This is a genomic window from Haliscomenobacter sp., assembly GCF_041740695.1.
Lineage (GTDB): Bacteria > Bacteroidota > Bacteroidia > Chitinophagales > Saprospiraceae > Haliscomenobacter.
Genome location: NZ_JBGSLK010000042.1, coordinates 1 through 23,712, shown reverse-complemented (window position 1 = coordinate 23,712; position 23,712 = coordinate 1). Strand labels below are relative to the sequence as shown.

Here is a 23,712-nt window from a genome sequence, read left to right as displayed (position 1 = left end):
TTTTTAATCCAGGCAATTGTGTTAAAGTTTGATTCATGGCAAAAATTTAAGCAGGTTGTTTACTCAAATGCTGGTGATTTTACTATGATGAATAGCTGTATTGTTTGTAGTTATAACCGTAGCCATAACTGTCATTTTGCTTTTTCACCCCATTAAAAATGATCGAGGGGTTGACCAATTTATTCTGTTCGAATATTTCCTTGGCTTTCTCCACCATGGTTTTTTTGGTGAAACCCGAACGCACTACAAACAAGGTATTGTCGATATAGTCATTTAGCATAATGCCATCAGAAATAATCCCGATAGGAGAAGTATCAATGATGATGATCTCGTATCGCTCTTTTACATACAAAAAGAGGGCTGCCAGATGTTGTTCTGTAATGAATTCCACCAGGTTTGGAGTAATGGGTCCTGCTAAAATGAAATGCAGATTAGACAGATCCGCTGAAACTTGGATGACCTCGGCTATGCCCAATTCTTCTGTAAAAAAATTGCTTAGTCCAATTGCTTCATTCCCCTTGAAATACTTGGCGATAGAGGGTTTTCTCAAATCAAAATCGATGACTATCGTCTTCTTTTTGGCTAGCGCAAAACTCATGGCCAGGTTCGAGGCGACAAAAGTTTTGCCTTCATTAACCGTACTGGAAGTAACCAAAATACATTTTGTTTTTTCCCGGTTGTAAAATTGGAGGTTTGTCCTCAAGCTGCGGAAACGCTCGGTCATCAAGTTTTGCGGCTGCCCCAACAGCGACGGTTGGTTTTTTCCGTGTTGATGATTAATCACCCCAAGAATGGTCTTTTGGGTTAAAATTTGTTTGATGTCTTTTTCCGTTTTGATCAATCCCGCAAAGAGCCCAAAAATTAAAACGAGGAAAAAAGCAAGGGCCTGGCTACCGAAAGCAGCAGCCACAAAGATTTTAGCCTTACTGGGCGCAATAGGTGAAATGGTACTGTAAGGTGGGTCGATCAGCATGGCATTGGTGTAGTTGCTCACCAAGGCCAATGCCGTTTCCTCCCGCTTTTGCAATAAATAAACGTAGAGGTTTTCCTTGATCGATTGGATGCGCAACCTGTCGGAGAGGCCTCTTTCTTTCTGCGGCACACTGCGCAAACGACTGAAGGATTTGTTGTGTTGATCCTTGACCTTGCTCAACCTCGTACTAAGGTCCTCTTGCATGTGGTCAACACCAGTTGTAATGGATGAGCGTAAATTGCTCAATTTTTGATTGTTCGCTTGAATAACTGGATTGGAAATTTGACCTTTCAGCAAAAGCCTTTCTCTAACCATAACCAGCTCATTGTAAGGTTGAATCAGGTCTTGTATTTTGCCATCGTATAGCGAAGGATTAATGGGAATCAAATTGAATTGACCAGAGGTATCCCGCAGGTCAGATCTCATGGCCTGCAGCATTTTCATTTGGAGTTCAATGTTTCGTTGCTCAGTGACCAGATAACTAACATCCTCCATGGTGATATTCAAATCGGTGGTGGTTTCTGAAATGATGTCGTTGTTCACTTTATACGACTCCACCGTGCCTTCTGCAGCGACCAAATCGGCACTGATATCGGCCAGCCGTCCATCCAGCAGATCCAGCGTTTTTAGGGTAATTTCTGTATTTGCCTGACTTTTTAAAAGGTCGAATTTTTCAACTAAAATCGACAAGACAGCGATTCCGCGCTCGGGCACAGCATCCTGCAAGCTCAATACCAAAACCGAAGATTTGTTTTTCTCGTCCGACAATCCCACTTTTAAGCCCTCGAGGTAGTTCTGGGCAATAATTTTTGGATTCAAAAAAGCCACCTCCAATGTTGTATCGGAGCCTGAAGAAAAAGTGAAGTATTTCGTTTTGCTGATGCGAAATTTCCCATATTGATTGGAGAAAAATTCACCAAATTTATGGACTTCGCCATTCGAACCTTGTGCAAATCGAAACGACTGGTCATTGAGCGGGGTGATTTCAAACGTTGTATTTTTGATTGGTTTCAATTCAAACGTATCAACAACAATTGGGAACCCTCGATAAGCTTCGTATGTGGAGAATTTGTGCTTGCGAGAATAACGCTTCTCCAAGCCCAATTCCTCCACCACTGAAGTCATCAATGACAAGGAAGTCAATATTTCTATTTCATTGGAAGCCTTTTCTGAGGTACCAGAAAAACTGATGTTGCGTTGGAGAAAATCCTCCGACGGGCCGTAATTCTGGTCGCGCTCCCGAATCAATAGTTTAGCGATGATCCCATAAACTGGTTGCTGCTTTTTGTAAAAATAATAGGCCAATCCAATGCCAATCACGCCGAAAATGAAATAGACGTACCATTTACTGAGTACATATTTATTAAAAAGCCCCCGATAATCGATTTGATGATCGGATGTATCTTCTAGTTTGCTGTTTAACAAGATGGCTTTGGGATATTGAAATTCGCTCATGGTAAATTTTTTATCCAATTACTTGACGCTAAACAAAGCAATCAACACCGCAGCTATGGTAGCCACCGCCGTTACAATTGGCACTGTTTTAGAGGTCTGATCCTGTACCGCGCCGGCTTTGGCCTTGATGGGCTTCACGTAAATCAGGTCGTTTTGTTTCAGGTAATAATGCTCCGATTGAAAAAAATTGGCCGACTGTAGATTGATTTTATTCAATGACTGTATGCCGCCGTTTTCTCGCACCAGCAATACATCTCCTCGATCGGCATAGTCGGTCAGATCTCCAGCCAGGGCTAGTGCGTCCAACAATGAAATGCGCTCGTTGAGGATGTTGAAAGCTCCCGGCTTCCGAACTTCACCCGACACAGTCACCCTGAAATTCAATAACCTTAAGTTGACCACGGGATCTTTAAAGTGTTGTTTCAGTTTTGTCAACAATGACTCCTTTGCCTCAGAAATACTCAATCCTTGCCATTTCAGGGTACCCAAAACAGGAAAGTCAATCTCCCCTTTCTGGTTGACTAAATAACCATTGAGCTGGATGGCCTCAATACTGATCAAATTTGAATTGAGTTGGTCCGAGTTCAGGTTAAAAGGAGCCGCCAGTTCTGTTTCGTAGCTAAATACCTTTATCCCCAATACATCATTGGGCTGTATCCGGATGTCTGGTTTATTGACTACATCCATTTGGGTTTTAGCTGGAAAATTTTCCTGATAGTTCACCAATTGTTTGTAGGAAACACAGCTTGTAACGGCATTAAGCAGCATGAAAACCCAAATTATGGTAGAAAAAATTCGCATTTTCTGAAGAATTAAAAATATGTTTCAATACAATTAATGATGTGAGGACAGGGCTTCGCCCTAGATGAGTCGCATTTTTAGGGCCTGCTAGCTTTTCGGTTTAAAGGAAACTAGTTAACAGGTACTTAGCATGCAAATCACGCCCAGGCCTTGGGGCACTTGCCTCAAAGCAATTTAAAGATCATCTTATTGATACACTGACATTGAGTCGGTAAGGGGGTCACCAAATTATAAATAGGGAGGGATTTGGTGATGTTGCAAAGGTAGGCCAGCTGTATCTCAGTAGCGTTACAGAACTTAAAGAAAACCTTACATAATTCACTGATTTATTTTCAGCTGATCGAAAAGAAGTACCCAATCACAATGAATTGTGTTCTAGATCTTAGGTCTTGAACGAAAGGATACATCATAGAGCTTGTTCATAAGCCCTTAATGAACCCATCCATGTACCCCGCTCTATTTTGCAGCCACAACTTCAGCGTGACCACATCATTTTTGAAATCGAGGTTACCCCGTTTCCATTTTTGGTAATCACGCCCTCTGGCATCTTCAATCATAGAAGCATATTGATCAACGTAAGCCAGCAATTCCGGTAATTTTTGGGTTTTAAAATCGGCCCATTTTTGTTTCATCGCGGTTTTAACGGCTGGGGCGGCCATCAATTGGGAGAAAAAACGCGTACCATCGGAAGCAGGCGACCAAAGCATGGGTTGGTCAAAATTGCTAAAATGCCGCTGGGTCTTTTCATAGCCGTAGGCCCAGTCAAAATCCCAGATCGGGCCCATGGTCCATTTGCCCGTTTTGGTTTTGTACAGGAAGATACTTTTGGGGTGATTGAGTTCCCGGTTGTCGCATAGCATGTTCACTAAAAAATAGTTGGCCACCGATTCAGCATCGATAAAGTCCAAAAAATTATTGTTCGGAAAATCAGCGCGGGCGACCAAGGCTTCCATTTGTTCAAATTGCGTTTTGATGGGCTCCAGGTCTGCCGCGTTGGTCAATTCGGGGTGCATGACCATCACTGGCAGGCGATACGCCGTGGATCTAAATTTCCAATCTTCATCAAAGTATTGCTCCAATTGCACCAAAACCCCATCGTCGCCAACATTGACGCGGTTTTTCTTTACTTCAATTTGCTCGGTCAGCATGTATAAACCCTGGTATTGTCCATTCAGGTAGACTTCTACAGGCTCGACATGATTGGTAAAAGGCATGTTCAACAATTGGCCCGTTTTCATGGCCACCGCATTCAACATATGGGTTCCGTCCAAATAATTGGCCAGCAAGACCCAATCTTTTTCGGAAGCCATCCCCAACAGGCCCTCTTTTTGATCCAGTTTGAATTTGTAGGGCTTTTTGGGGAGGTTCCAGGTGGAGTTGCCCCGGCCTCTGATTTGGGCACTGCCCTTGTAATTGTCAAAAACACCCAAACCATCCAGGGAAATAGTAGCCATCACATAAGTATCCGTTGAGTTGATCGGCGCATTGGCAGTGGTGGCGATGTCCAGTCTGGGCAAGAAGGCTTTATCCTTGGGAATATCGGGCGTTACAACAACCTCATCGGCCTTCTTTTTGCATCCTGAAAAGGAGATCAGAAAAACGAGAGCATACAGTAAAAACATCCACCGAGGCGCAACGGAATAGGTCATATTTGTTTAATTTTGGCAAATATAAGTACCAGATCATTAATTGTGAGCTGGTACTTAAAGAAATAATCCATGCTTGAAAACGATACCAAACGCCTTTCCCGACTGACTGCAATCCTGACCCAATTGCAGACCAAACGCCTCGTCACAGCGACAACTTTGGCCGAAAAATTCAAGGTCAGCGTCCGGACGATTTATCGGGACATTCGAGCTTTAGAACAGTCGGGTGTGCCCATACTCACCGAAGAAGGAAAGGGTTACTCCCTGATGGAAGGTTATCGTTTACCCCCCGTCTCTTTTTCCGAAACTGAGGCCAATGCCTTGATCACCGCCGAGCAGTTTGTATTAAAAAACAAGGATGCCTCCTTCGTCAAAGAATACAGTGCCGCCATTGACAAAATCAAGTCGGTATTGCGCTACCACACCAAGGAAAATGTAGACCTGTTATCGAGCCGCATGGCCATTGGCCAAAACTACAATCTTGACCGCACCAGCAATCACCTGTCCAGCTTGCAGTTGGCGCTGACCAATTTTGAAGTAGCCAAAATAGTGTATCAGAAACCCGATAGCGCCGAAACGAGCACCCGGACAGTTGAACCCTTTGCGCTATTCAACACCCATGAGAATTGGTTGCTGGTGGCCTATTGTCGTTTGCGCCAGAATTTCAGGGTGTTCAGATTGGACCGGATCAAAAAACTGGAGATTTTGGAGGAAAAATTTGAGCCGCATAAAATGACCTTGCAGGAATATTTTGAGCTTTGTCAAAGATAAAATTTACCCCTGACATAGGGCTGTCATTTCGCCTTTTTACTTTTGTTGCGACAACTAAAACAACAAAAGAAAATGGCAAATTCATCATCCTTCCGTGGCCTGGCCACCATCACTTATTTCGCAGCTGACCACGAGGCAGCAAAAAACTGGTACAGCGAATTTTTGGGCATTGCTCCCTACCTCAACTTTCCCGGTTATTCCGAATTTCGGATCGGCGATTACCAACACGAATTGGGCATCATCGACCGTCGGTTTGCGCCAGGTGCTGCCAGCACCCAGCCCGCCGGGGCGATTGCCTACTGGCATGTGGATGATGTTCAAGCCACTTTTGAGCAACTGATCGCCATGGGTGCCACGGAATATGAACCCATTACGGTGCGGGGCGATGGAACCAAAGGTTTCGTCACCGCATCAGTCGTTGATCCCTTTGGGAACATCCTGGGCGTTATGCGGAACCCTCATTATCTGGAGATTTTGCAGCATAAAGACGAATAACCCCTACCGAATACAACATCACCCAGATTTTGATATTTTTGTAAAACAACCCAATAACTACGCACTCGAAGGCATAAATAGTTCGTCATCCCCAATTGTTCAAAGCATTACCAAAGCGACATTTTTTCAACACAAAGGAAATGTCGCTTTGGTGATTTTGTAAAAAATTTATGAAATAGAAACCCTAGAGATCAAAAATGGTGCGCACGATACCATATATTTAGAGCGTATGCACTAAATTTTACCTTACATCCACCAATCCATGACTCCTTCCCAAATTCCCGACGCCATCCACAAAACGATCACCATCAAGGCACCTGCTGCGTTAGTCTGGCACCACCTCACCACCCCCGACTTGATGAAACAATGGATGTTGGATCAAGACATGGAAATCCTCAGCGATTGGAAAGCAGAAAGCCCATTGTCATGAAAGGCAAACTGCATAAGGTGAAGTTTGAAAACCTAGGAACCATCTTGCAGTTCAAACCCGAAAAGGTTTTTGAATACACCCATCTCAGTTCCATTTCCAAGCTCCCGGATCAGCCTGAAAATTATTGTACGCTTAATTTCAGTTTGAGCTCAAGTGACGCTGATGAAACCACTCTAAACTTGAGCATCGCCAATTTCCCAACCTATTCAATTTACAAACACATGGATTTTTACTGGAGATCGGCCCTTGTGGTACTGAAATGACAGGTAGAAAACATTTAAAAACCCCGGACCTCTTGAAGCAAGGGGCTATTAATTCTACTTTTTCACGCAACGGAAGCCCCGCTAGGGGCGCGATATGGGTAGAAAGCAACAGCCCCGAAATTTCCCCGAGTCCCGTAGGGACGCGATGTGGGTATCTGGAGGGGTATAATACCCATATTTCGTCCCTACGGGACTTTGGAAACATCGGAAATCACCGTTTGCTACCCATATTTCGCCCCTAGCGGGGCTTCCGTTGCGCAAAATAGAATCAATCGACCCTGACTTCCATGGGGTGTGGGGTGAAGATTTCACACAATGTTGCACTGCTTCCGCCATTTTTATTCGTTTACCGAGTCGCTCTCTTCCCAATCCTAGTCAACCCCAAATTGCTCAAACAAGATTTGGTGGTTTAAAAAAAGCAATTTATCTTTGTTGCTAAGATATTTAGCTTCTAAAATATTGTTGAATGAGCAAAACCACCATCGACTCTAAAACCCAACAATTCAGGAGCCTCAGTCGAGCCTACTCCGATGCCTCTATCCTCATGCATGAGGCCATAGCCCGCAAAGCCGGACTCAGTGGCACCGACCACAAGTACCTGGGCTTAATCCTCCAAAAAAAAGAGCTGACCGCAGGCGACCTGGCCCAACTCACGGGCCTGACTACCGGGGCTGTGACTGGCCTCATTGATCGATTGGAGCAAAAAGAACTGGTCAAACGCCAATTTACCAAAGACGATCGGCGCAAGGTGTTGATCGTTCCGCAGGAGCAAAAGGCGATGGAACTGCTGGAGCCGCTGTTTGCAGATCTCCAGGCCAAAACGCTGGCACTCATTGCTTCCTTTTCTGAAACTGAACTCCAGGTCATCGAAAAGTATTTTACGGAGGCCACCCAAATCATGCAAGACACCGCTCAATCCTTGAACCAATAAATCCAAAAAAATGGACAGCATCAATCAACTGGCAAAGCCCGAGTTCTGGCTTTGCCTCACTACGCTTATTTATTTCCTCATGAACGGCGCGCAGATTTTTGAAACCCTCGTCTTCGTGCCCAAATGGACTGCGTCGCCACCTGACAATTTTAAACTACTGCTGGACGGACCCGGAACCAGCCTGAAATCCTTTTGGATCATTTTCCACTCCATCCACGAAGTCACTTTCATCTTGGCGATCATTTCTTGCTGGAACATGATCCCGATCAGAAATTACTTGCTGCTGCTTTTTGTGATTCATTTCGCAGTGAGGATTTGGACCGTATTTTACTTTGCAGCCAAGATCATTACCTTCCAAAAAATTGCGCAAACTGCTGATTATGTGAGCAATTTATCGAGCAAAACCGCAACTTGGCAGCGGCTGAATTACCTTAGAGTGGCCATTTTTATAGCCATTTCCCTCGGGTTGATTCCGCTTTGTATTGAATTGCTTAAACAGGGAAATTAAACAGGTTTCAATTAAGCCTTACGGAACGCGACCTACACTCCATTTTTTCTGTCCTACCCGCTGAAAACCAATTTTTAGCAGGTAATAATGCTTACATAAAACACCTAAAGTACACCATCATGCTTTTCATCTTTATTTTGTTGATCAGCTACATTTTGGTCACTGGAATCCTCTTCAACCACATCTTCAAACCCGTGCAACCGGACTTCTCCCACTATTTCAGTCCAAATCAAAAATTTGTCAGCCAAATGGAAGGGCTGTGCCTGATCGTCAAAAAAGTAGAAAAGGACTGGGCCTATTGCCGCGCTGAACTAAATGCATTTGCCCCCGGCCCTCCCGAACACATCCACGAACATTTTGATGAAAGTTTCACCGTAGCAAAAGGGACCGCTTCTTTTTTGGTCAATGGCAAAAAAATAACCGTTCAAGCGGGTGAAACCATCGTCATCCCCAAAGGAGTCCCCCACAAACCTTTTAATGAAACCGCTGAGCTGCTCATTATGGACGATCTGACCAATCAGCACCCCTCCATGACCGCCAGTTTTGCCTATGGATTGGCCAATATTTATTCAGCCATGGATAAGATCGGGAATCCCCGTTCAATCTTGAACCTGCTAGCTTTGGCTGCCCAAGGGAACGATTTTGATACCTGGGACAGCAAAATTTCACTGGGTGTACAAAAAGCTTTGCGCTGGATTTTGGGGCCAACGGCCCGTTTGTTGGGGTACGGGAAATGACACACTGCTGGACATTTTGCTCGGAGGATTTGAATAGCCCCTGGCTTTAGCCTGGGGTCATGGAAACGCCCTCTTGATGGGGCTTTAGCCCAAACCTTAATTCCAAAGGAGGGCTAAAGCCCAGATCGGAGAGTATTATGCCAACCCCAGGCTAAAGCCAGGGGCTATTCAAGTCCTCCGAGCCTGAAAAACAAAAAATGTCCAGTAGTGTGGGGAAATGATTGTATAAATTGGGTCAAAAAGAAATACCTATGAAACATGAATACCACAACCCACAAACCTTACCAGATTGGAGCGGCATGTTCTCGCAAGTGGTCGTAACGGAGAAGAACGGGTTGAAATTCATCCACATTTCAGGCCAAGTAGGGGTAGATCAAACCAAAAAACTGGTCGGAGATGGCAGTTTTAGCGCCCAAACTCGACAAGCCTTGGTAAATCTGCGACTGGCCTTAGACAGCGTGGGTGTAAGCGTTCAGGATGTAGTCAAGCTCATTGTTTATGTGGTGGATTACGAGTACGAGCAAGCTGGAATCATCCGGGAGGAGCTGAGGGCGGTTTTTCCTTTAGAACAATTACCCGCCTTATCTTTATTGGGCGTAGCGGCGCTTGCCGAGAAGCATTTTTTGATTGAAATTGATGCTGAAGTCATTGCAGAAAGCAGCTTTATAGGATGATAGTACTGCCAAAAATCACCCACCACCCCCACCAAAAATCATTGCCCACGCCGCCCCAACCACCGACCTTTGGAGTACTAAAAAACAAAAATAGTACAACCATGAGTTTCGAACCAAATCTCACTATTGGCGAATGTGTCGTAAGTTATTTCCTGATGATGGCCGTAATTCTTGCTGGCGGGTTTATTGGCCAGTGGTGGATTGCAGGTTTTGGACTGCTGTTCTTCTTGCGGGGAGTTACCGGTTTTTGTGCCGTTAAGGCGATGTTGTCGGCCCAAAAAGCTTGACCTGTCCCGGTTTCTTTGATACCACCAAAGCGACATATTTTATAAACACAAAGGGAAAAAAGAGGGCACAAAGGACCCAAAGCGAAGCGTTGTCAACGTCTAACTTTGTGTCCTTTGTGCCCTCTTTTTTTTCCTTTGTGGCAATAAAAATGTCGCTTTGAGTTTATTTTGAGAATGTAGGATGACGCATTGGGTTGTGACACAGATCAGCAAAACGCCATTAGGCGACAGTATTAGTTCGCTCTTTTAACAACAGAGCTGCTAAAATGGTTATTTTACTAGGGTGACCTCAATGAAAAATTCAAACACACCCAAATAACCATTAAACATGAAAAAGAATCTACACTTAGCTTCTCTCGGCTACCATTTGTCAAAAAACTTTTGGTTCATCCTTTTTTGCACCATCAGTACCAGCACTTTTGCCCAACCTAACATCGCGTTAAGCCCGGTACTGACCACAGGGCTTAGCGCCCCCATGCAACTGGTCAACGCCGGAGACGGCAGCAAGCGAATTTTTATTGTGCAAAAAGCAGGCTCCATCCGAGTCTACGATTCAGCATTTCAATTCCTGGCCACCTTGGTGACCGTACCCAATATCACTAGCAGTGGCGAAAGGGGTTTGTTGAGTATGGCCTTTCATCCAAGCTACAAGAACAATGGCTTTTTTTACGTGTATTACACCAACGCGTCGGGCGACCTGGAGGTATCTCGCTATCGGATAAGCGCCAACGACGCCAACGTTGCTGATCCCAATTCAAAGGTTGTCCTCATCACCATTCCACACCCGAATTTCAGCAACCACAATGGCGGGGAGTTGCATTTTGGCAACGATGGCTTCCTCTATTTGTCTACTGGCGATGGGGGCAGCGGCGGCGATCCCAATGGCAACGCCCAGCGGACGACATCCTTACTCGGTAAAATTTTGCGCTTCAATGTAAACACCTCCTTGACGACGCCTTACTACACCGTTCCGGCAGGAAACCCTTTTGGCAACGAAGTATTCGCCCTGGGTTTGCGCAATCCCTACCGCTGGAGTTTTGATCGCCAAACTGGCGACATGTGGATCGGTGATGTAGGTCAGGATTCCTTTGAAGAAATCAATTTCCGCGCGGCCAATGCCCTCACTGGCACCAATTATGGCTGGCGCTGTTACGAAGGAGATGCTATGTACAACACCAATGGTTGCGCTGCAAAATCCAGCTATGTGTTCCCGGCGCATGCATATGTTTCACAAAACCCTGCTGCTAGCATTACGGGTGGCGTAGTGTACAGGGGTACGGATTATCCAGCCTTACAAGGATGTTATGTAGCCGCTGATTTTTATTCTGGCATTTTTTACAAAATCGTCCCCAATGGTGCGAGCGCTTGGACAGTGAGCACTCAAACCTTTTCACTCACTGGAGTAGTGGATTTTGGAGAAACCGAAGATGGCGAGGTATTTGTGGTTTCCAATACCCGCAACAGTGTTTCTCGCCTGACTTCAGTAGGGACTACTTCCAGCAAGAACCCTCAGGAAGGCAAGGCTCTGGCCAGTATTTACCCTTCCTTGGTTAGTGATGGTTTTGTAAAAGTTGAAATGTACGCTCCGACCTTTTATCAATATTTTGAATTGGTGGACATGAATGGGCGACGGCTTTTAAAAACGGACCTTTCCAAACAAATTGGCACTCGTACAATCCCGCTAAACCCGAATTTGGCTACGGGGATGTATGTGGCTAAAGTAAGCAGCAACCTGGGTGTGACGGTGCAGAAAATATACATTCAATAGATTGAAGGCCCATCCCTCCTGATGTGTTTCTAAGGTGCCTAAGATCTGTCAATTACCCACAAAACCATAGATTAAATTTTTGACGCAGCTCCGCTGCTTGATTTTAACACGACGACACAACGCAACGACGACACGACGTCCTCAGCGCTGCGCGCTGAGTGTCCCCAACGCTTGGCGTTGGGTGGTAGCGGGAGCTAATCGTCGTGTCGTCGTTGCGTTGTGTCGTCGTGTTAAAAAGATTTGGCGAAGCCGAATCCAATTAATGTGTGCGGATTTGTGGGTAATTGACAGATCTTAGGCACCTTAGAAACACCTCAGGAATAATATATCTATAATACTTTGGTGGTGGGTAGCGCAACGAACTACATATGCTGCACCAACAGCGCCTCCAATTCCTCTTCTCCCAAATCCTGCGTCAACACCCCATCATAAGCCCAACTGATCTGCCCAGTTTCTTCCGAAACCACAATCGCAGCTACGTTCAACTGCTCGCTCGCACCCACCGCTGCCCGGTGGCGCAAACCCACTTTGGGCGGAAGATTGGAACTTTCGGAGAGTGGTAGCACCCCACCTGCCGACAGGATTTTTCCTTTGCGCAGCATCACTGCTCCATCGTGCAAAGGGCTGGTTTTATTGAAAATACTCTCTAGTAGTTGTTCACTGATGTTGGCATTGATGGGAATACCTGGATAAGCCAGGCTGTTCATGTTGGTGTCTTTGGCCAGGATGATCAGTGCCCCGGTTTGTTGGGCGCTCAGGTGTAAAAGGGCGGTTTTGACGGCTTTCAACTCTTTGGACATGTCCTTCTGCGGTTCAGTGTCGCTGCGCCCCAGTAGGATTTTTACCAAAAAATTGGAGCGTTGCTGCAAGGTGTTTTTGCCCAACAACAACAAAAAATTGCGTACTTCTTGCTGGAAAATGATCACGATCACGATCACACCTACACTCACAAACTTGTCGAGCACCGCCGAAAGCAATTGCATTTCCAGTTGGCGTACCAACCAGTAAAATACGTACAAAGTGAGCACTCCAATGAAAATATTGAAAGCGATATTGCCACGCAAGAGGCGATAAATGAGGTAGATCAAATACCCTACGATCAAGATATCCAACAAGTCCCAAATGCGGATTGGTAAAAAGCCTATTTTAAAAAGTAAGAGCATATTTTTTGTTGACCATGCAAAAATGATACAAATAGCGCAAGTTGTCCACTTTTTACGGGTGAATTATCGTTATTTTTGTGCTTGATCATCGTCCCAATTAGGAAGCCATCCACATACAGCATGAAAACACGTTTATTACTAGTCATCTCAGTCTGTTCTGCCTGTACCTATTTGTCGGCACAAGTCATTCGTCAAAATGCACATGGCGAAAAGATTATTGTTTACCCCGACGGTACCTGGAAATATTTCAACGAGAAAAAAAGTGGCGGAGGCAGCGACTATCCCGTATACGAAGCCTCAGTAACCCCTTTTGACAACCCCGTGCTCATCACCGAACAGGATGCCCTCAAAATCGCCACTCGTCGGGCGCAGTTGGCGCGGGAAGCCGCCGATATTGCCCACGATAGAGCCAGCAAAGCGACCGAACAGCGCATGAAGTTGGAGCAGGACTTCAACACCGCTTCCACTCGAGAAGCCGCCGAAAGTGAAAACCTGCGCCGCCTCAATATCCGCCTCAGCGCGGCCCGAAAAACGGAAGTAGAATCCAAAAGCGAAGCCTTGATTGCCCAACAGGAATTGTCCAAAGCCGATGAGCTGACCAAAAAAGGCAACATCCTGGAAGTATTTAAAGCCGCTGAAACGACGCGCAGAAACCAAATTTACTACCCCAAAGCCGACGCATTGTCTGCCGATTTTTTCTCCTCCATCAATCCCACTACGCCCTATTACCAGGATTTTGTCAAGACCAACCCTTATTACGGTTTGGAAAAACAGGTGCAGTGCAAATTCAAATTCAACGGCAAAGATCCCAGCAATGGGCGCATCCGCAAAGAATTGGATGCCCAGCACCTCTTCAGTTTTACGGACGAAAAATTGCGCATCTTCCTCAAAGACAAAGAATACCTGAGCTGTAAAGGTTTTCTGAGCAGCCTGGATGGAGGTTATCGTTTTTTGACCCTGGAATTCACTTTTTCCACCCCCAATGCCAAAGAAGCGTATGGTTTTATCGAAAAAGGGAGCATCCTGACCATTCGCCTGATCAATGGCGACTTCATCAACCTAAAATCAGGCACTATGGATCGGGGTAGTTATGACACCCGGGAAAACCTGCTGACCTACCGCGTGCATTATGGCATTGCTTCGGATCAGTTGGGCTTTTTGGAAAAAAGTGAAGTGGATAAAATTCGGGTCTTTTGGAGCAGTGGCTATGAGGAATACGAAGTATATCAACTGGATTTTTTCATGAAACAACTGGCTTGTTTAGACAAATAACTCGTAATGAAAACCCTTCTACTGATTGATTTACAAAACGACTTTTGCCCCGGCGGTGCCTTAGCCGTTGATGAAGGCAACTTGCTGATTCCGATTGCCAATGAACTGATGCCCAAATTTGAACTGGTACTAGCAACCCAAGACTGGCACCCCGCTACCCACGGTAGCTTTGCTGCCAACCACCCTTGGCGCAGGCCCGGACAAATGATCGACCTCAACGGTCTCTCCCAGGTACTTTGGCCGATTCACTGCGTACAGGAAAGTTTTGGTGCCGAATTTGTCAAAGACCTGAATACCGCAGGCATTCACAAAGTGTTTGTCAAAGGCACCGATCCTGAAATTGATAGCTACAGCGGTTTTTTTGACAATGGCCACCGCAAAGCGACAGGTCTTGGAGATTACCTCAAAGCACAAGGAGTGACGGAATTGTGGGTCATGGGCATCGCCACCGATTATTGTGTGAAATTCACTGTGCTGGACGCCTTGGAATTGGGCTTTACCGTCAATTTGATCGAAGACGCCTGCCGCGGCGTGAACCTCCAGGCAGGTGATGTAGCCCAAGCGCTCAGTGATATGCAAAGCAAAGGAGCAAACTTAATACAGTCGAGTGAAACAAGTTGAAGCGTTGAAAGGTTGAAGTTAGACAAGGTCTTCGTCAAAAACGTTGCGATAGCCTCAACACTTCCACTCTTGAACTTCCTCGTTATGTTAAAATTTTATAAATTTCTCCCTTTATTGGGTTAAATCTGTAGGGTAAAACGTTGGATCATGCATCCAATTATTTGGTCTACAAGACATAAGTGCCAGTTTTTTTATCATGAATTGGTACTTGAATCCCTAAATGGATAATCAAACAAAGATGATGACCAAAAAGGTTCTTTTGTTGCCTTTACTGCTGTTTTGCTTCCTCTCCCTTCAAGCGCAGCAAACAGCGGTGTACACCGAAGCCAACCGAGCTTTCAAACGCGGCGTAACGCTGTACGAACAAGGCGTTTTGGCCAAAGCCAAACGTGAATTTCAAAAAGCCATCGACCTGAGCCTGCCCGTCAACGAAACCGTTGCGGAAGGCTTTCGGACCCGTGCAGCTTTATACATGGCCAAATGTGCCGTAGAATTGCGCCAAAAGGAAGGTGAAATCATGACCATGGATTTCATCCGCTCTTATCGTCCCGATCCTGAATACCAGGAAGCCTTGATGGACATGGGCAACTATTACTTCAACGTGTCGGATTATGCCAAGGCGCTGGAGTTTTACAATGAAGTCCCCACCTTGGGAATGTCCAAAAGCACCCTGACCCAGATGCGCTTCCGCCAGGGGTATGCCAATTTTGCCTCAAAGGAATTCAACCTTGCCAAATCTTTCTTCCGCGATGTAATTGCAGAAGCGGACGGGGATTATTATGCACCAGCCAATTATTACATGGGTCTGAGCTCTTTTTTTGAAGGCGATTATGCCCAGGCGGCAACCTCCTTGCAAATTGTGGAGAACAACCCAACTTACCGGCCTTATATTCCTTTTTATTTGACCCAAATTCTGTTTGCGCAGAAAAAATACCAGGATGTAATTGCCTACGCTGAGCCCAAGGCCAACGACAAAGGTATTCGCGACTTGAAGGAAATTCAGCAACTGGTGGGTCAATCCTATTTCGAATTGGGCAACTACCAACGGGCACTGCCTTATTTGGAGTATTACCAAGAGAACTCCAAGAAACTACGCGAAGAAGAATTGTACCAAATTGGTTATACCCAATACCAAACGGGCAATTTCCAAAAGGCAATTCAGACCTTGAAGCCTTTATCTGGCGCCGAGTCACCCATTGGCCAAAACGCCATGTTCTATCTGGCCGACTGTTACCTGAAAGTCAACCAAAAGAACAACGCTTTGAATGCCCTGGCAGCAGCCAAACGTTTAAATTTTGACCCGCTCATCAAAGAAGAAGCGACCTTCAACTACGCCAAGTTGGCCTATGAGTTGAACCAGCCCCGTGAAGCAGTAGCCAACCTTACCGATTTCGCGCCTAATTCGCGCTACTACCAGGATGCGCAACGCCTCCTGGCCGATGTATTGCTCAACTACCGCGATTACCAACAAGCACTGGAAATCATCAACGACATCCGTCGCCGCAATGGAGGTGGTTTGCAACCTCAAATGCAGGCAACTTACCAAAAAGTAGCCGTAAACCGCGGTTTGCAGTTGTTGCAAAACAATGAAAACCAGGCTGCCCGGGAGATTTTGCAAAAATCACTGGAGAACCCGCTAGACATGAGCGTTCAAGCCGTTGCCCTGTTTTGGCTGGGTGACGTGGCCCACCGCGAGAAGAACTACCAGGAAAGTGCCCAATTCATGGATCGTTTCCTCGGCTTGTCCCGTAGCATCAGCAATTTGCCTGAAGAATCTTCAGTAGCAACTGCCAACTATATCCAGGGTTACAACCTGATTAAACAAGACAACTATGAGCGTGCGCGTGGCTTTTTCCAGGCTACGGTGGATGGCATCAACCGCAACCGCAGCCAGTACCGCAACGACAAAGTGGCCAATAACGTCCTGGGTGACGCTACCCTGCGCCTGGGGGACTCGTACTTCAAGTTCAATCAGTACGACAACGCCTTGCGCTATTACAACGAAGCCATCGACCGCAAATACGGCGGTTTTGATTATGCCATTTACCAAAAGGCGATCATTGAAGGTTTGCGTGGCCGCAGAACGGAAGAAATTGCTGCGCTGGAGCGCCTAACGCGAGATTTCCCGGGTTCTGAATTTGCCGACGATGCCCTCTTGCGCATTGGACAAACCTACCAAGAAATTGGCCGCGCCAACGACGCCATCCCTCACCTGCAAAACCTGGTCACCAAGTACCGGGGCAAATCGCCGCTGGTCAATCAAGGCTTCCTGGCCCTGGGCTTGATCAACTACAATGCGGGCAACTACGATGGGGCGATCAATTACTACAAACAGGTATTTAAAAATAGCCCCGAAGCCAATGAAGCCAATCTGGCTCGTGCTTCGCTGGAAGAAATTTACGTCAAAGACCTGGGCAAGCCCGGCGAATATTTTGCATTCCTGGAAACCATTCCTGGCTACAAAGTGGACAACCTCAAACGCGACTCGATCAACTTTCGCGCTGCCGAAATCAAGTACGAAAACGCGGATTATCCACGCGCCATCGAAGGGTTCACTAGTTACATCCGTTCTTTTTCCCAGGGTTTGTATTTGCCAATGGCTTATTTCCACCGGGGTGATTCTTATGTGGCCACCCAGCAATACAGCCTGGCGTTGAAAGATTACGATTGGATCATCCAGCAAGGTGCGGGTAAATTCTACGTAAAAGGTTTGGAAAAAGGTGCGGTAATCGCTTACAACCACGAGTTGGATTTTAACAAGGCTTTCAAGTATTATTCTGATTTGGAAAAGGCCAGCACGGATGAAAACATCATCTTTGAAGCCCAACTCGGTGCCATGCGCAGTGCATACCGGGCCGGCAACAAATCAGCAGTGGCTGCCCTGGCCCAAAAAGTAGCCAGCAACCCACGTGCCAATGCATCCCAAATCGCCACCGCTAATTTCTACATTGGTAAGCAGGCTTTTGACAACAATGACTTTACCAATGCCTTGCCAGCCTTGCAAAAAGTAGTGCAAACCAGCGACAACGAACAAACTGCGGAAGCCCGCTACCTCATCGCGTTTATCAACTACAAGCAACGCAATTTGGACCGCGCGCAACAATTGTGTTTGGAAGCCAATCAAAAAAGCTCCGCTTACCCATTTTGGGTGGCAAAGAGTGTACTCCTGTTGGCGGATGTATTTGCAGACAAAGGGGACTTGTACAACGCCAAAGCAGCTTTGGAAGCATTGCTGGAAAACTTTGACGATGACAAAGATTTGGTGAATACCGCTAAAACCCGTTTGGCCCAAATCAACAAACAAATTGAAGCCAGTTCACCGCTGAACAAAACTCCGGAAAGTAATGTGTTGGAGTTCCAGAAGAGTGGCGGCGGCAATTAAAGTTGAGCAATTAAAAACGGCACTTCGACTTCGCTCAGTGACCGTTTCAATGCTTCAACTTTCTTAACCTCCCTCAACCTTCTCAACCATTAAAGTAAACAATCATGTACAAACAATATATCTTCCTGGCCGCCTTATTCTTTTGCTTCGGCAGCGCCAGCATGGCTCAAAAAACCTTGCCTACCGAATCGGTCGACGTCATCAAGCAGTTCAATGCCCGTTTGATCGACGCGGAGCGTTTTGTGGTGCCACCTGTGTTGCCCGCAATTGATACCGCCAATCGTCGGCAGTTCTACAACATCTTGGCCAAACCTTTGAACGTCAACTATCCCGCCCCCAAAATCCGGCCGCTGGAATGGCGTACCGATCCTACGGCGGATGTGTACAAAACCTATTTACAAGGTGGGATGGGTTTCCCTCGGGCTTTCTACTTTGACGGTTCGCACGACTTTGTCGCTACGGATAACCTGACTGTGGGCATCGACCTCAATCACTACTCCGCAGATAACAGCAAAAAAGTTGAAAACCAGCGATTTAGTACTTCTGAAGTCAATGGTAGTGCTACGTATAAAACCGACAAAGGTTTCTCGTTGATGGGGGATCTGGGATTCAAAACCAATACCTTGTATTTTTATGGCTACAACGACCTCGACGATGATTTTCCTACCCAGTTGACCTACGATGCCAAAGATGTAAAGCAGCGGTTCAATACCTTCTATGCCAAGGCTAAAGTGTACAACAGTGAACCAACTGTAGCGGATTTCAACTACAGCGCCAGTGTGAATTTGTATGCCATGGAAGACAACTATGCGGCGCGGGAAACGGGCTTCGATCTGGCTTTGACGGGCACCAAATGGTTTGACAAAAAACATCCGCTGAGTGTCACCCTGCAAACGGACTTTACGGGTTATGAGGATACGACCAGCCAAAGTTTGAACAACTTTTTCCTCAAACCCAATTTTGGTTTCCATTCTGATCGGTTCCGTTTCAAAGTGGGGGCCAATATCGCTTCTCACGCCGATGAGTACTACATCTATCCTGATGTGGAAGCATCGGTCAATGTAGTGGACAACCTGATCACTGCTTTTGCGGGGATTGAAGGGGGGCTGCAAAAGAACAACTTCCGCAATCTGACCGATTACAATCCATTTTTGTCTTCCCGGGTAGACATCCGCAACTCCTTTTACTACAACTTCTTCGGGGGGATCAAAGGGGAGTATAAGGGCGTCAAATACCGTGGGCAAGTTGGCTATAAAACTGTGGATAACCTGGCTTTGTACGTGACCAATGGGGATTCCATTCCTCGCTTCAATGTGTTGTACGACACCGCCAATATCGTCACCATCAGTGGCGAAATTTCGACCCAGTTGTTCGACAACCTGGGCTTGATTGCGGCCTTCAGCCAAAATGTATTTGATCTGCAAAGAGAGGAGAAACCTTGGCACCTGCCTGCTTTGACTTTAAATGTAGGGGCAGTGATGAGGTTGTTGGATGAAAAATTGAAAGTACGGGCAGATTTATTTCTGCAAAACGGAGTACCCGCCCGCACCACCAACAACGAATCCCGTAGCTTGACTCCGCTATACGACGTGAGTGCTGGTGCCGAATACCAACTGACCGATAATATTGGACTTTTTGCCCGCCTCAATAACCTGCTGGACAACCGCCGCCAACGCTGGCAGCATTACCCAGTGCTGGGCATGAATGGCCTGGTGGGTTTGACGGCAAGGTTTTAGGTTAATACGCACGGCCGTGGTGTAGAGACGCACGGCCGTGCGTCTCTATGCTAGTGCTGGATGCAAAAAGACGCACAGCCGTGTGTCTCTACGGGTGCCCCTCCCCATACCTTTTCTCTCCCGCCTGTACCGCCACATTCAATACATTCTGCGCCGGAGGAAGCGGACAAGTCGCGAATTCCGTAAAAGCACAAGGTGGATTGTACGCCTTGTTAAAATCCAAAATCACCGTATTGCTACCCGCCGCAGGCTTTTGGGCGTATAAAAAACGCCCAGATTGGTAGGTATGCTTTGCATTGGTTTTATCGCCAAACAAAATAAAAAATTGATCCCCTTCGTCAATGGGATCCAAACGGTAAGTTTTTCCTTTGAGCGTAAAAACCAAAGCTCCGGAGGAGGGCTGCATGCTCGTTTGTCCCAAGACATCGGTAATCGCAATCTTTTTCTCTTCCGGGAATTTTTCCAATTTGGCTTCCACTTTCCATTTGGCATCAATAGGGTAGGACTCAATGCCCGTAAAATGACTCAGGTTGGGGTGCTCCAGGTCGCGCAGGCGGATGCCGTATTTTTCACCCCGCTTGATCACAAACCAACGCAAGGAGCCGTGACGCAAAACCAATGGTGCATTTCCTGGGCTGAAGATTTTCAACTTTTCCACCCGGTTTTCTCCCTGCCATACTTCGGCCTCGGTCTTACTTTCCACCCAAACTTCGCCATTTTCTAAAATCAAACGCCCCAGTTGAGCTGCACTTTTACCCTTGGGAAAGACGAGCTGGTTCCCAGCATCGGCACCAAAGGTATTGCTACCCGGCCTCAACCAATACAAGCCCGCCAAATTCAGCCAGCCATCCTCTTTTTTCAAAGATTCGACACGCTCTTTTTGCCAGTTTTTGATTTCTTCTATATATTTTGGGTCGGTGCCATAGCTGAAGCTCAGCAAAGCAACAGCAATAACCCAAAGCCCCGTTTTATAAATATTGGATTGAAGCATATCATTGGTCTTTGAGGGTAAAGATAAAAAATCCATCGATTAAGTAGTGTTTCAACAAAATTGCCACTCATGAAGTTGTTCAACAAACGCCAATTTTTACAAACCATCGCCACGCTCAGCGGGGGAGCCATACTTCCAAGCAAATCTATGGAATCATTTTTTCAGGAAATTGAACACATTCAGCCACAGGAACTGGCAAAGGATGATGCTTTTTGGCAAAAAATCCGCGCCGCTTATGGTGTCACCAAGGATTTTATCCACCTCGAAAACGGCTATTATTCCCTCGCGGCAAAAGAGGTGTTGGACAACTACATCGGGCACATTCAGCGCGTCAACGCCGTTTCGTCCTACTACATGCGCACCCGGCAAGGGGAGGATAAACTGGCTTCCCGACAAGCCCTGGCGCGTTTGTTGGGCTGTGCCACCGAAGAACTCATCATCACCCGCAATACCACCGAATCACTGGATACCATCATCGCGGGCATTGATTGGAAACCTGGGGACGAGGCCCTGATGTCGGAACAGGATTACGGTGCCATGTTGGACATGTTCAAACTACAGGCGCGGCGCTACGGCATCGTCAACAAGATGGTATCGGTGCCACTCCATCCCGCCTCAGACGAAGAAATTGTGACGCTTTACGAAAAAGCCATCACGCCAAAGACCCGCTTGTTGATGATCTGCCACCTAATCAACATCACTGGACACATTTTGCCTGTGAAAAAAATCGTGGACATGGCCCATCGGCATGGGGTGGAGGTAATGGTGGATGGGGCACACGCCTTTGCCCATTTGGACTTTAAAATCAGTGACCTGGGTTGTGATTATTACGGCAGTAGTTTGCACAAGTGGCTGGGCAACCCACTGGGAGCAGGCATCTTATATGTGCGCAAGGAGAAAATCGCCAAAATCTGGCAACTCTTCGGCGACATGGGTTTTGCCGACGACGACATCCGCAAACTCAACCACACCGGCACCCACCCCGTAGCCACCGACCTAGCCATTTTGGATGCCATCCGCTTCCATGAAATGATCGGCATCCAACGCAAGGAAGCCCGCTTGCGTTACCTGCAACACTACTGGACGGACCAGGTGCGCAATCACCCCAAAATTATGCTCAATACTCCCGCCGATCCCCAGCGTTCCTGTGGCATTGCCAACGTGGGCATCCAGGGCATTAAACCGGCTGATCTGGCGAAAACCTTGATGGAAAAATACAAAATTTTCACCGTGGCGATCGATTATGCGAATGTACATGGAGTCCGGGTGACGCCGCATTTGTACGTGAGCACGAGGGAGTTGGATGTGTTTGTGGGGGCTTTGAAGGAGTTGGCTGGGTGATTTCACACCGCAATCTCCTTCCATTTCCCCTTCCGAAAAATCACAATCAAAACCACCGCCAACAAACTTTCACTGGCAGGTACGGCAATACAAATGCCCAGCACTTCCAAATCCATCGTTATGGCAAGAAAATAGGCCAGTGGAATTTCAATCAGCCAAAAACAGATGAAATTCACGATCATCGGCGTACGGGTGTCCCCAGCACCGTTGAATGCCTGGCTGATCACCATCCCGAAGGAGTACATGACGTTGCCAATACTGAGGATGCGCAGGGTCATTATGCCGATCTTGGTCACCTGCGGCAGGTCGGTGAAAAAGGTCATAAAAAAGGGTGCAAAAACAATACAGACCACCGACACCCCCAGCAAAAATATGGTATTGAAGTACCCGGCCCGCCATGCCGATGTTTCCGCCCGATCGGGTTGTTTGGCCCCCAGATTTTGGCCTACCAGCGTAGCTGCAGCGTTCGCCAGACCCCAGGAAGGCAACAACGCAAAAATGATCACCCGGATGCCAATGGTATAACCTGCCACCGACTCGCTGCCGAAACGAGAAATGATGCGCATCAAAAAAATCCAACTCGCCGAAGCAATGATGAACTGAATCGCCCCCGAAATGGATACCTCCAGCAAACGTTTGATGATGCCCAAATCAATTTTCATCATCTTGCGCTTAATCTGAATGGCCCCCTTGCCCCAAAACAGGTTGTACAATTGGTAAAGCACCCCAATGCTGCGGCCCATAGTGGTGGCAATGGCCGCACCCGTCACACCCATTGCTGGAATAGGGCCTAGGCCAAAAATAAATATCGGGTCCAAAATGATGTTCAGTCCATTTGCGATCAGCAGCGTACGCATGGCAATTGCCGGATCACCCGAGCCCCTGAATACCCCATTGAGCAAAAACAGCAGCAAGATCACCACGTTGGAGCCAAACATGATGCGCACAAAGTTAAGCCCTGTTTTTAATACCTCCGGGCTAGCCCCCATAAAGCGCAGGATGTCTTCGGCGAAAATGAACCCAAGAATACCCGTTACAATCCCAAAAATTACCCCGACCATCAATGCTTGGAAAGCTGTAAAAGAAGCCGCCTCGGGATTTTTTTCACCAATGCGCCGCGCGACCAAGGCCGTAGCGCCAGAACTACAACCAATCGCAACCGAATAAATGAGGGTGAGGATCGCTTCGGTGAGCCCAATGGTGGTTACGGCATCCACACCCACCTGGGAGACAAAAAAGATGTCGACCAGCGCAAACAAGGATTCCATAAACATCTCAATGACCATGGGAATGGCCAGAATGAAGAGGGCTTGATTTAAATTTCCAGTAGTGTAATCGCGCTCTTTGCCTTTAATGGCGTCGAGGATAACAGTCAGAGTTGAATCTTGCATAGCTGAAAAAGGTGGTTAGGGTTCCGGGGTTGGATCATTCAATCTCATCGGCACTTCGGCTTCGCTCAGTGACCGT

General features: G+C 46.8%; 21 protein-coding genes. 15 read left to right on the top strand and 6 right to left on the bottom strand.

The features are described 5' to 3' along the window. Positions 1-82: 82 nt before the first annotated feature. The 3 genes from ACEW9O_RS08845 to ACEW9O_RS08835 all read right to left on the bottom strand — a co-directional run bounded on the left by ACEW9O_RS08845 (position 83) and on the right by ACEW9O_RS08835 (position 4,878). Positions 83-2,428, bottom strand: a complete 2,346-nt coding sequence (locus ACEW9O_RS08845) for a polysaccharide biosynthesis tyrosine autokinase (protein WP_373549789.1) — start codon at positions 2,426-2,428, stop codon at positions 83-85. Positions 2,429-2,446: 18 nt separating this feature from the next. Beyond that, positions 2,447-3,196, bottom strand: a complete 750-nt coding sequence (locus tag ACEW9O_RS08840; protein WP_373549788.1) for a polysaccharide biosynthesis/export family protein — start codon at positions 3,194-3,196, stop codon at positions 2,447-2,449. Positions 3,197-3,648: 452 nt separating this feature from the next. Continuing rightward, positions 3,649-4,878: a CotH kinase family protein gene (locus ACEW9O_RS08835; protein ID WP_373549787.1), complete on the bottom strand. Its 1,230-nt coding sequence runs from the start codon at positions 4,876-4,878 to the stop codon at positions 3,649-3,651. A gap of 69 nt (positions 4,879-4,947) precedes the next feature. Between ACEW9O_RS08835 and ACEW9O_RS08830 the strand changes: the two genes are divergently transcribed. From ACEW9O_RS08830 to ACEW9O_RS08785, 10 genes are all read left to right on the top strand, one after another. After that, entirely contained in the window at positions 4,948-5,646 is a 699-nt protein-coding gene (locus ACEW9O_RS08830; RefSeq protein ID WP_373549786.1) for a helix-turn-helix transcriptional regulator, read from the top strand. Positions 5,647-5,718: 72 nt separating this feature from the next. Further along, entirely contained in the window at positions 5,719-6,141 is a 423-nt protein-coding gene (locus ACEW9O_RS08825; protein ID WP_373549785.1) for a VOC family protein, read from the top strand. Positions 6,142-6,403: 262 nt separating this feature from the next. After that, complete coding sequence (locus ACEW9O_RS08820; RefSeq protein WP_373549784.1) at positions 6,404-6,571, top strand: SRPBCC domain-containing protein; 168 nt, start codon at positions 6,404-6,406, stop codon at positions 6,569-6,571. Beyond that, the gene (locus ACEW9O_RS08815; RefSeq protein ID WP_373549783.1) at positions 6,568-6,834 is read left to right on the top strand and encodes a hypothetical protein; all 267 of its coding nucleotides are present in this window, start codon (positions 6,568-6,570) and stop codon (positions 6,832-6,834) included. Before ACEW9O_RS08820 ends, ACEW9O_RS08815 begins: the two co-directional genes overlap by 4 nt. A 466-nt stretch (positions 6,835-7,300) precedes the next feature. Further along, positions 7,301-7,765, top strand: coding sequence for a MarR family winged helix-turn-helix transcriptional regulator (locus ACEW9O_RS08810; protein ID WP_373549782.1), 465 nt, complete (start codon positions 7,301-7,303; stop codon positions 7,763-7,765). Positions 7,766-7,775: 10 nt separating this feature from the next. After that, complete coding sequence (locus ACEW9O_RS08805; protein ID WP_373549781.1) at positions 7,776-8,273, top strand: transposase; 498 nt, start codon at positions 7,776-7,778, stop codon at positions 8,271-8,273. A gap of 119 nt (positions 8,274-8,392) precedes the next feature. After that, complete coding sequence (locus ACEW9O_RS08800) at positions 8,393-9,010, top strand: cupin domain-containing protein (protein ID WP_373549780.1); 618 nt, start codon at positions 8,393-8,395, stop codon at positions 9,008-9,010. A 251-nt stretch (positions 9,011-9,261) separates the two neighbouring features. Then, the gene (locus ACEW9O_RS08795; protein ID WP_373549779.1) at positions 9,262-9,684 is read left to right on the top strand and encodes a RidA family protein; all 423 of its coding nucleotides are present in this window, start codon (positions 9,262-9,264) and stop codon (positions 9,682-9,684) included. A 101-nt stretch (positions 9,685-9,785) separates the two neighbouring features. After that, the gene (locus tag ACEW9O_RS08790) at positions 9,786-9,971 is read left to right on the top strand and encodes a hypothetical protein (protein WP_373549778.1); all 186 of its coding nucleotides are present in this window, start codon (positions 9,786-9,788) and stop codon (positions 9,969-9,971) included. A gap of 328 nt (positions 9,972-10,299) precedes the next feature. Next, positions 10,300-11,739: a PQQ-dependent sugar dehydrogenase gene (locus ACEW9O_RS08785; RefSeq protein WP_373549777.1), complete on the top strand. Its 1,440-nt coding sequence runs from the start codon at positions 10,300-10,302 to the stop codon at positions 11,737-11,739. 362 nt (positions 11,740-12,101) lie between these two features. Here ACEW9O_RS08785 and cdaA read toward each other — a convergent pair whose 3' ends face one another. Next, positions 12,102-12,902 (bottom strand): diadenylate cyclase CdaA, encoded by an 801-nt coding sequence (cdaA, locus tag ACEW9O_RS08780; protein WP_373549776.1) that lies wholly within the window; start codon positions 12,900-12,902, stop codon positions 12,102-12,104. A 120-nt stretch (positions 12,903-13,022) separates the two neighbouring features. Between cdaA and ACEW9O_RS08775 the strand changes: the two genes are divergently transcribed. The 4 genes from ACEW9O_RS08775 (at position 13,023) to ACEW9O_RS08760 (ending at position 19,913) form a co-directional block, all read left to right on the top strand. Continuing rightward, positions 13,023-14,174 (top strand): hypothetical protein, encoded by a 1,152-nt coding sequence (locus ACEW9O_RS08775; protein ID WP_373549775.1) that lies wholly within the window; start codon positions 13,023-13,025, stop codon positions 14,172-14,174. 6 nt (positions 14,175-14,180) lie between these two features. Then, positions 14,181-14,795 (top strand): bifunctional nicotinamidase/pyrazinamidase, encoded by a 615-nt coding sequence (gene pncA, locus ACEW9O_RS08770; protein ID WP_373549774.1) that lies wholly within the window; start codon positions 14,181-14,183, stop codon positions 14,793-14,795. Between the two features lie 238 nt (positions 14,796-15,033). Then, positions 15,034-18,177 carry a tetratricopeptide repeat protein gene (locus ACEW9O_RS08765; RefSeq protein WP_373549773.1) on the top strand — a complete coding sequence of 1,048 codons (3,144 nt, stop codon included), beginning with the start codon at positions 15,034-15,036 and terminating at the stop codon, positions 18,175-18,177. Between the two features lie 104 nt (positions 18,178-18,281). Further along, on the top strand, positions 18,282-19,913 hold the full coding sequence (locus tag ACEW9O_RS08760) for a hypothetical protein (protein ID WP_373549772.1): 1,632 nt from the start codon (positions 18,282-18,284) through the stop codon (positions 19,911-19,913). An 88-nt stretch (positions 19,914-20,001) separates the two neighbouring features. Here the strand turns inward: ACEW9O_RS08760 and ACEW9O_RS08755 are convergent, their stop codons facing one another. Further along, positions 20,002-20,904, bottom strand: a complete 903-nt coding sequence (locus tag ACEW9O_RS08755) for a DUF1684 domain-containing protein (protein ID WP_373549771.1) — start codon at positions 20,902-20,904, stop codon at positions 20,002-20,004. Between the two features lie 69 nt (positions 20,905-20,973). Between ACEW9O_RS08755 and ACEW9O_RS08750 the strand changes: the two genes are divergently transcribed. Continuing rightward, a complete protein-coding gene (locus ACEW9O_RS08750) occupies positions 20,974-22,245 on the top strand; it encodes an aminotransferase class V-fold PLP-dependent enzyme (protein WP_373549770.1) in 1,272 nt (423 codons plus the stop codon). Between the two features lie 2 nt (positions 22,246-22,247). Here ACEW9O_RS08750 and ACEW9O_RS08745 read toward each other — a convergent pair whose 3' ends face one another. Then, the gene (locus ACEW9O_RS08745) at positions 22,248-23,636 is read right to left on the bottom strand and encodes an MATE family efflux transporter (protein WP_373549769.1); all 1,389 of its coding nucleotides are present in this window, start codon (positions 23,634-23,636) and stop codon (positions 22,248-22,250) included. Positions 23,637-23,712: the final 76 nt, after the last annotated feature.

What these genes read in the sequence shown, in the direction of transcription:
- ACEW9O_RS08845 (WP_373549789.1), bottom strand. Translation starts at nt 2,428, where the DNA reads ATGAGCGAATTTCAATATCCCAAAGCCATCTTGTTAAACAGCAAACTA.
- ACEW9O_RS08840 (WP_373549788.1), bottom strand. Translation starts at nt 3,196, where the DNA reads ATGCTGCTTAATGCCGTTACAAGCTGTGTTTCCTACAAACAATTGGTG.
- ACEW9O_RS08835 (WP_373549787.1), bottom strand. Translation starts at nt 4,878, where the DNA reads ATGACCTATTCCGTTGCGCCTCGGTGGATGTTTTTACTGTATGCTCTC.
- ACEW9O_RS08830 (WP_373549786.1), top strand. Translation starts at nt 4,948, where the DNA reads ATGCTTGAAAACGATACCAAACGCCTTTCCCGACTGACTGCAATCCTG.
- ACEW9O_RS08825 (WP_373549785.1), top strand. Translation starts at nt 5,719, where the DNA reads ATGGCAAATTCATCATCCTTCCGTGGCCTGGCCACCATCACTTATTTC.
- ACEW9O_RS08820 (WP_373549784.1), top strand. Translation starts at nt 6,404, where the DNA reads ATGACTCCTTCCCAAATTCCCGACGCCATCCACAAAACGATCACCATC.
- ACEW9O_RS08815 (WP_373549783.1), top strand. Translation starts at nt 6,568, where the DNA reads ATGAAAGGCAAACTGCATAAGGTGAAGTTTGAAAACCTAGGAACCATC.
- ACEW9O_RS08810 (WP_373549782.1), top strand. Translation starts at nt 7,301, where the DNA reads ATGAGCAAAACCACCATCGACTCTAAAACCCAACAATTCAGGAGCCTC.
- ACEW9O_RS08805 (WP_373549781.1), top strand. Translation starts at nt 7,776, where the DNA reads ATGGACAGCATCAATCAACTGGCAAAGCCCGAGTTCTGGCTTTGCCTC.
- ACEW9O_RS08800 (WP_373549780.1), top strand. Translation starts at nt 8,393, where the DNA reads ATGCTTTTCATCTTTATTTTGTTGATCAGCTACATTTTGGTCACTGGA.
- ACEW9O_RS08795 (WP_373549779.1), top strand. Translation starts at nt 9,262, where the DNA reads ATGAAACATGAATACCACAACCCACAAACCTTACCAGATTGGAGCGGC.
- ACEW9O_RS08790 (WP_373549778.1), top strand. Translation starts at nt 9,786, where the DNA reads ATGAGTTTCGAACCAAATCTCACTATTGGCGAATGTGTCGTAAGTTAT.
- ACEW9O_RS08785 (WP_373549777.1), top strand. Translation starts at nt 10,300, where the DNA reads ATGAAAAAGAATCTACACTTAGCTTCTCTCGGCTACCATTTGTCAAAA.
- cdaA (WP_373549776.1), bottom strand. Translation starts at nt 12,902, where the DNA reads ATGCTCTTACTTTTTAAAATAGGCTTTTTACCAATCCGCATTTGGGAC.
- ACEW9O_RS08775 (WP_373549775.1), top strand. Translation starts at nt 13,023, where the DNA reads ATGAAAACACGTTTATTACTAGTCATCTCAGTCTGTTCTGCCTGTACC.
- pncA (WP_373549774.1), top strand. Translation starts at nt 14,181, where the DNA reads ATGAAAACCCTTCTACTGATTGATTTACAAAACGACTTTTGCCCCGGC.
- ACEW9O_RS08765 (WP_373549773.1), top strand. Translation starts at nt 15,034, where the DNA reads ATGATGACCAAAAAGGTTCTTTTGTTGCCTTTACTGCTGTTTTGCTTC.
- ACEW9O_RS08760 (WP_373549772.1), top strand. Translation starts at nt 18,282, where the DNA reads ATGTACAAACAATATATCTTCCTGGCCGCCTTATTCTTTTGCTTCGGC.
- ACEW9O_RS08755 (WP_373549771.1), bottom strand. Translation starts at nt 20,904, where the DNA reads ATGCTTCAATCCAATATTTATAAAACGGGGCTTTGGGTTATTGCTGTT.
- ACEW9O_RS08750 (WP_373549770.1), top strand. Translation starts at nt 20,974, where the DNA reads ATGAAGTTGTTCAACAAACGCCAATTTTTACAAACCATCGCCACGCTC.
- ACEW9O_RS08745 (WP_373549769.1), bottom strand. Translation starts at nt 23,636, where the DNA reads ATGCAAGATTCAACTCTGACTGTTATCCTCGACGCCATTAAAGGCAAA.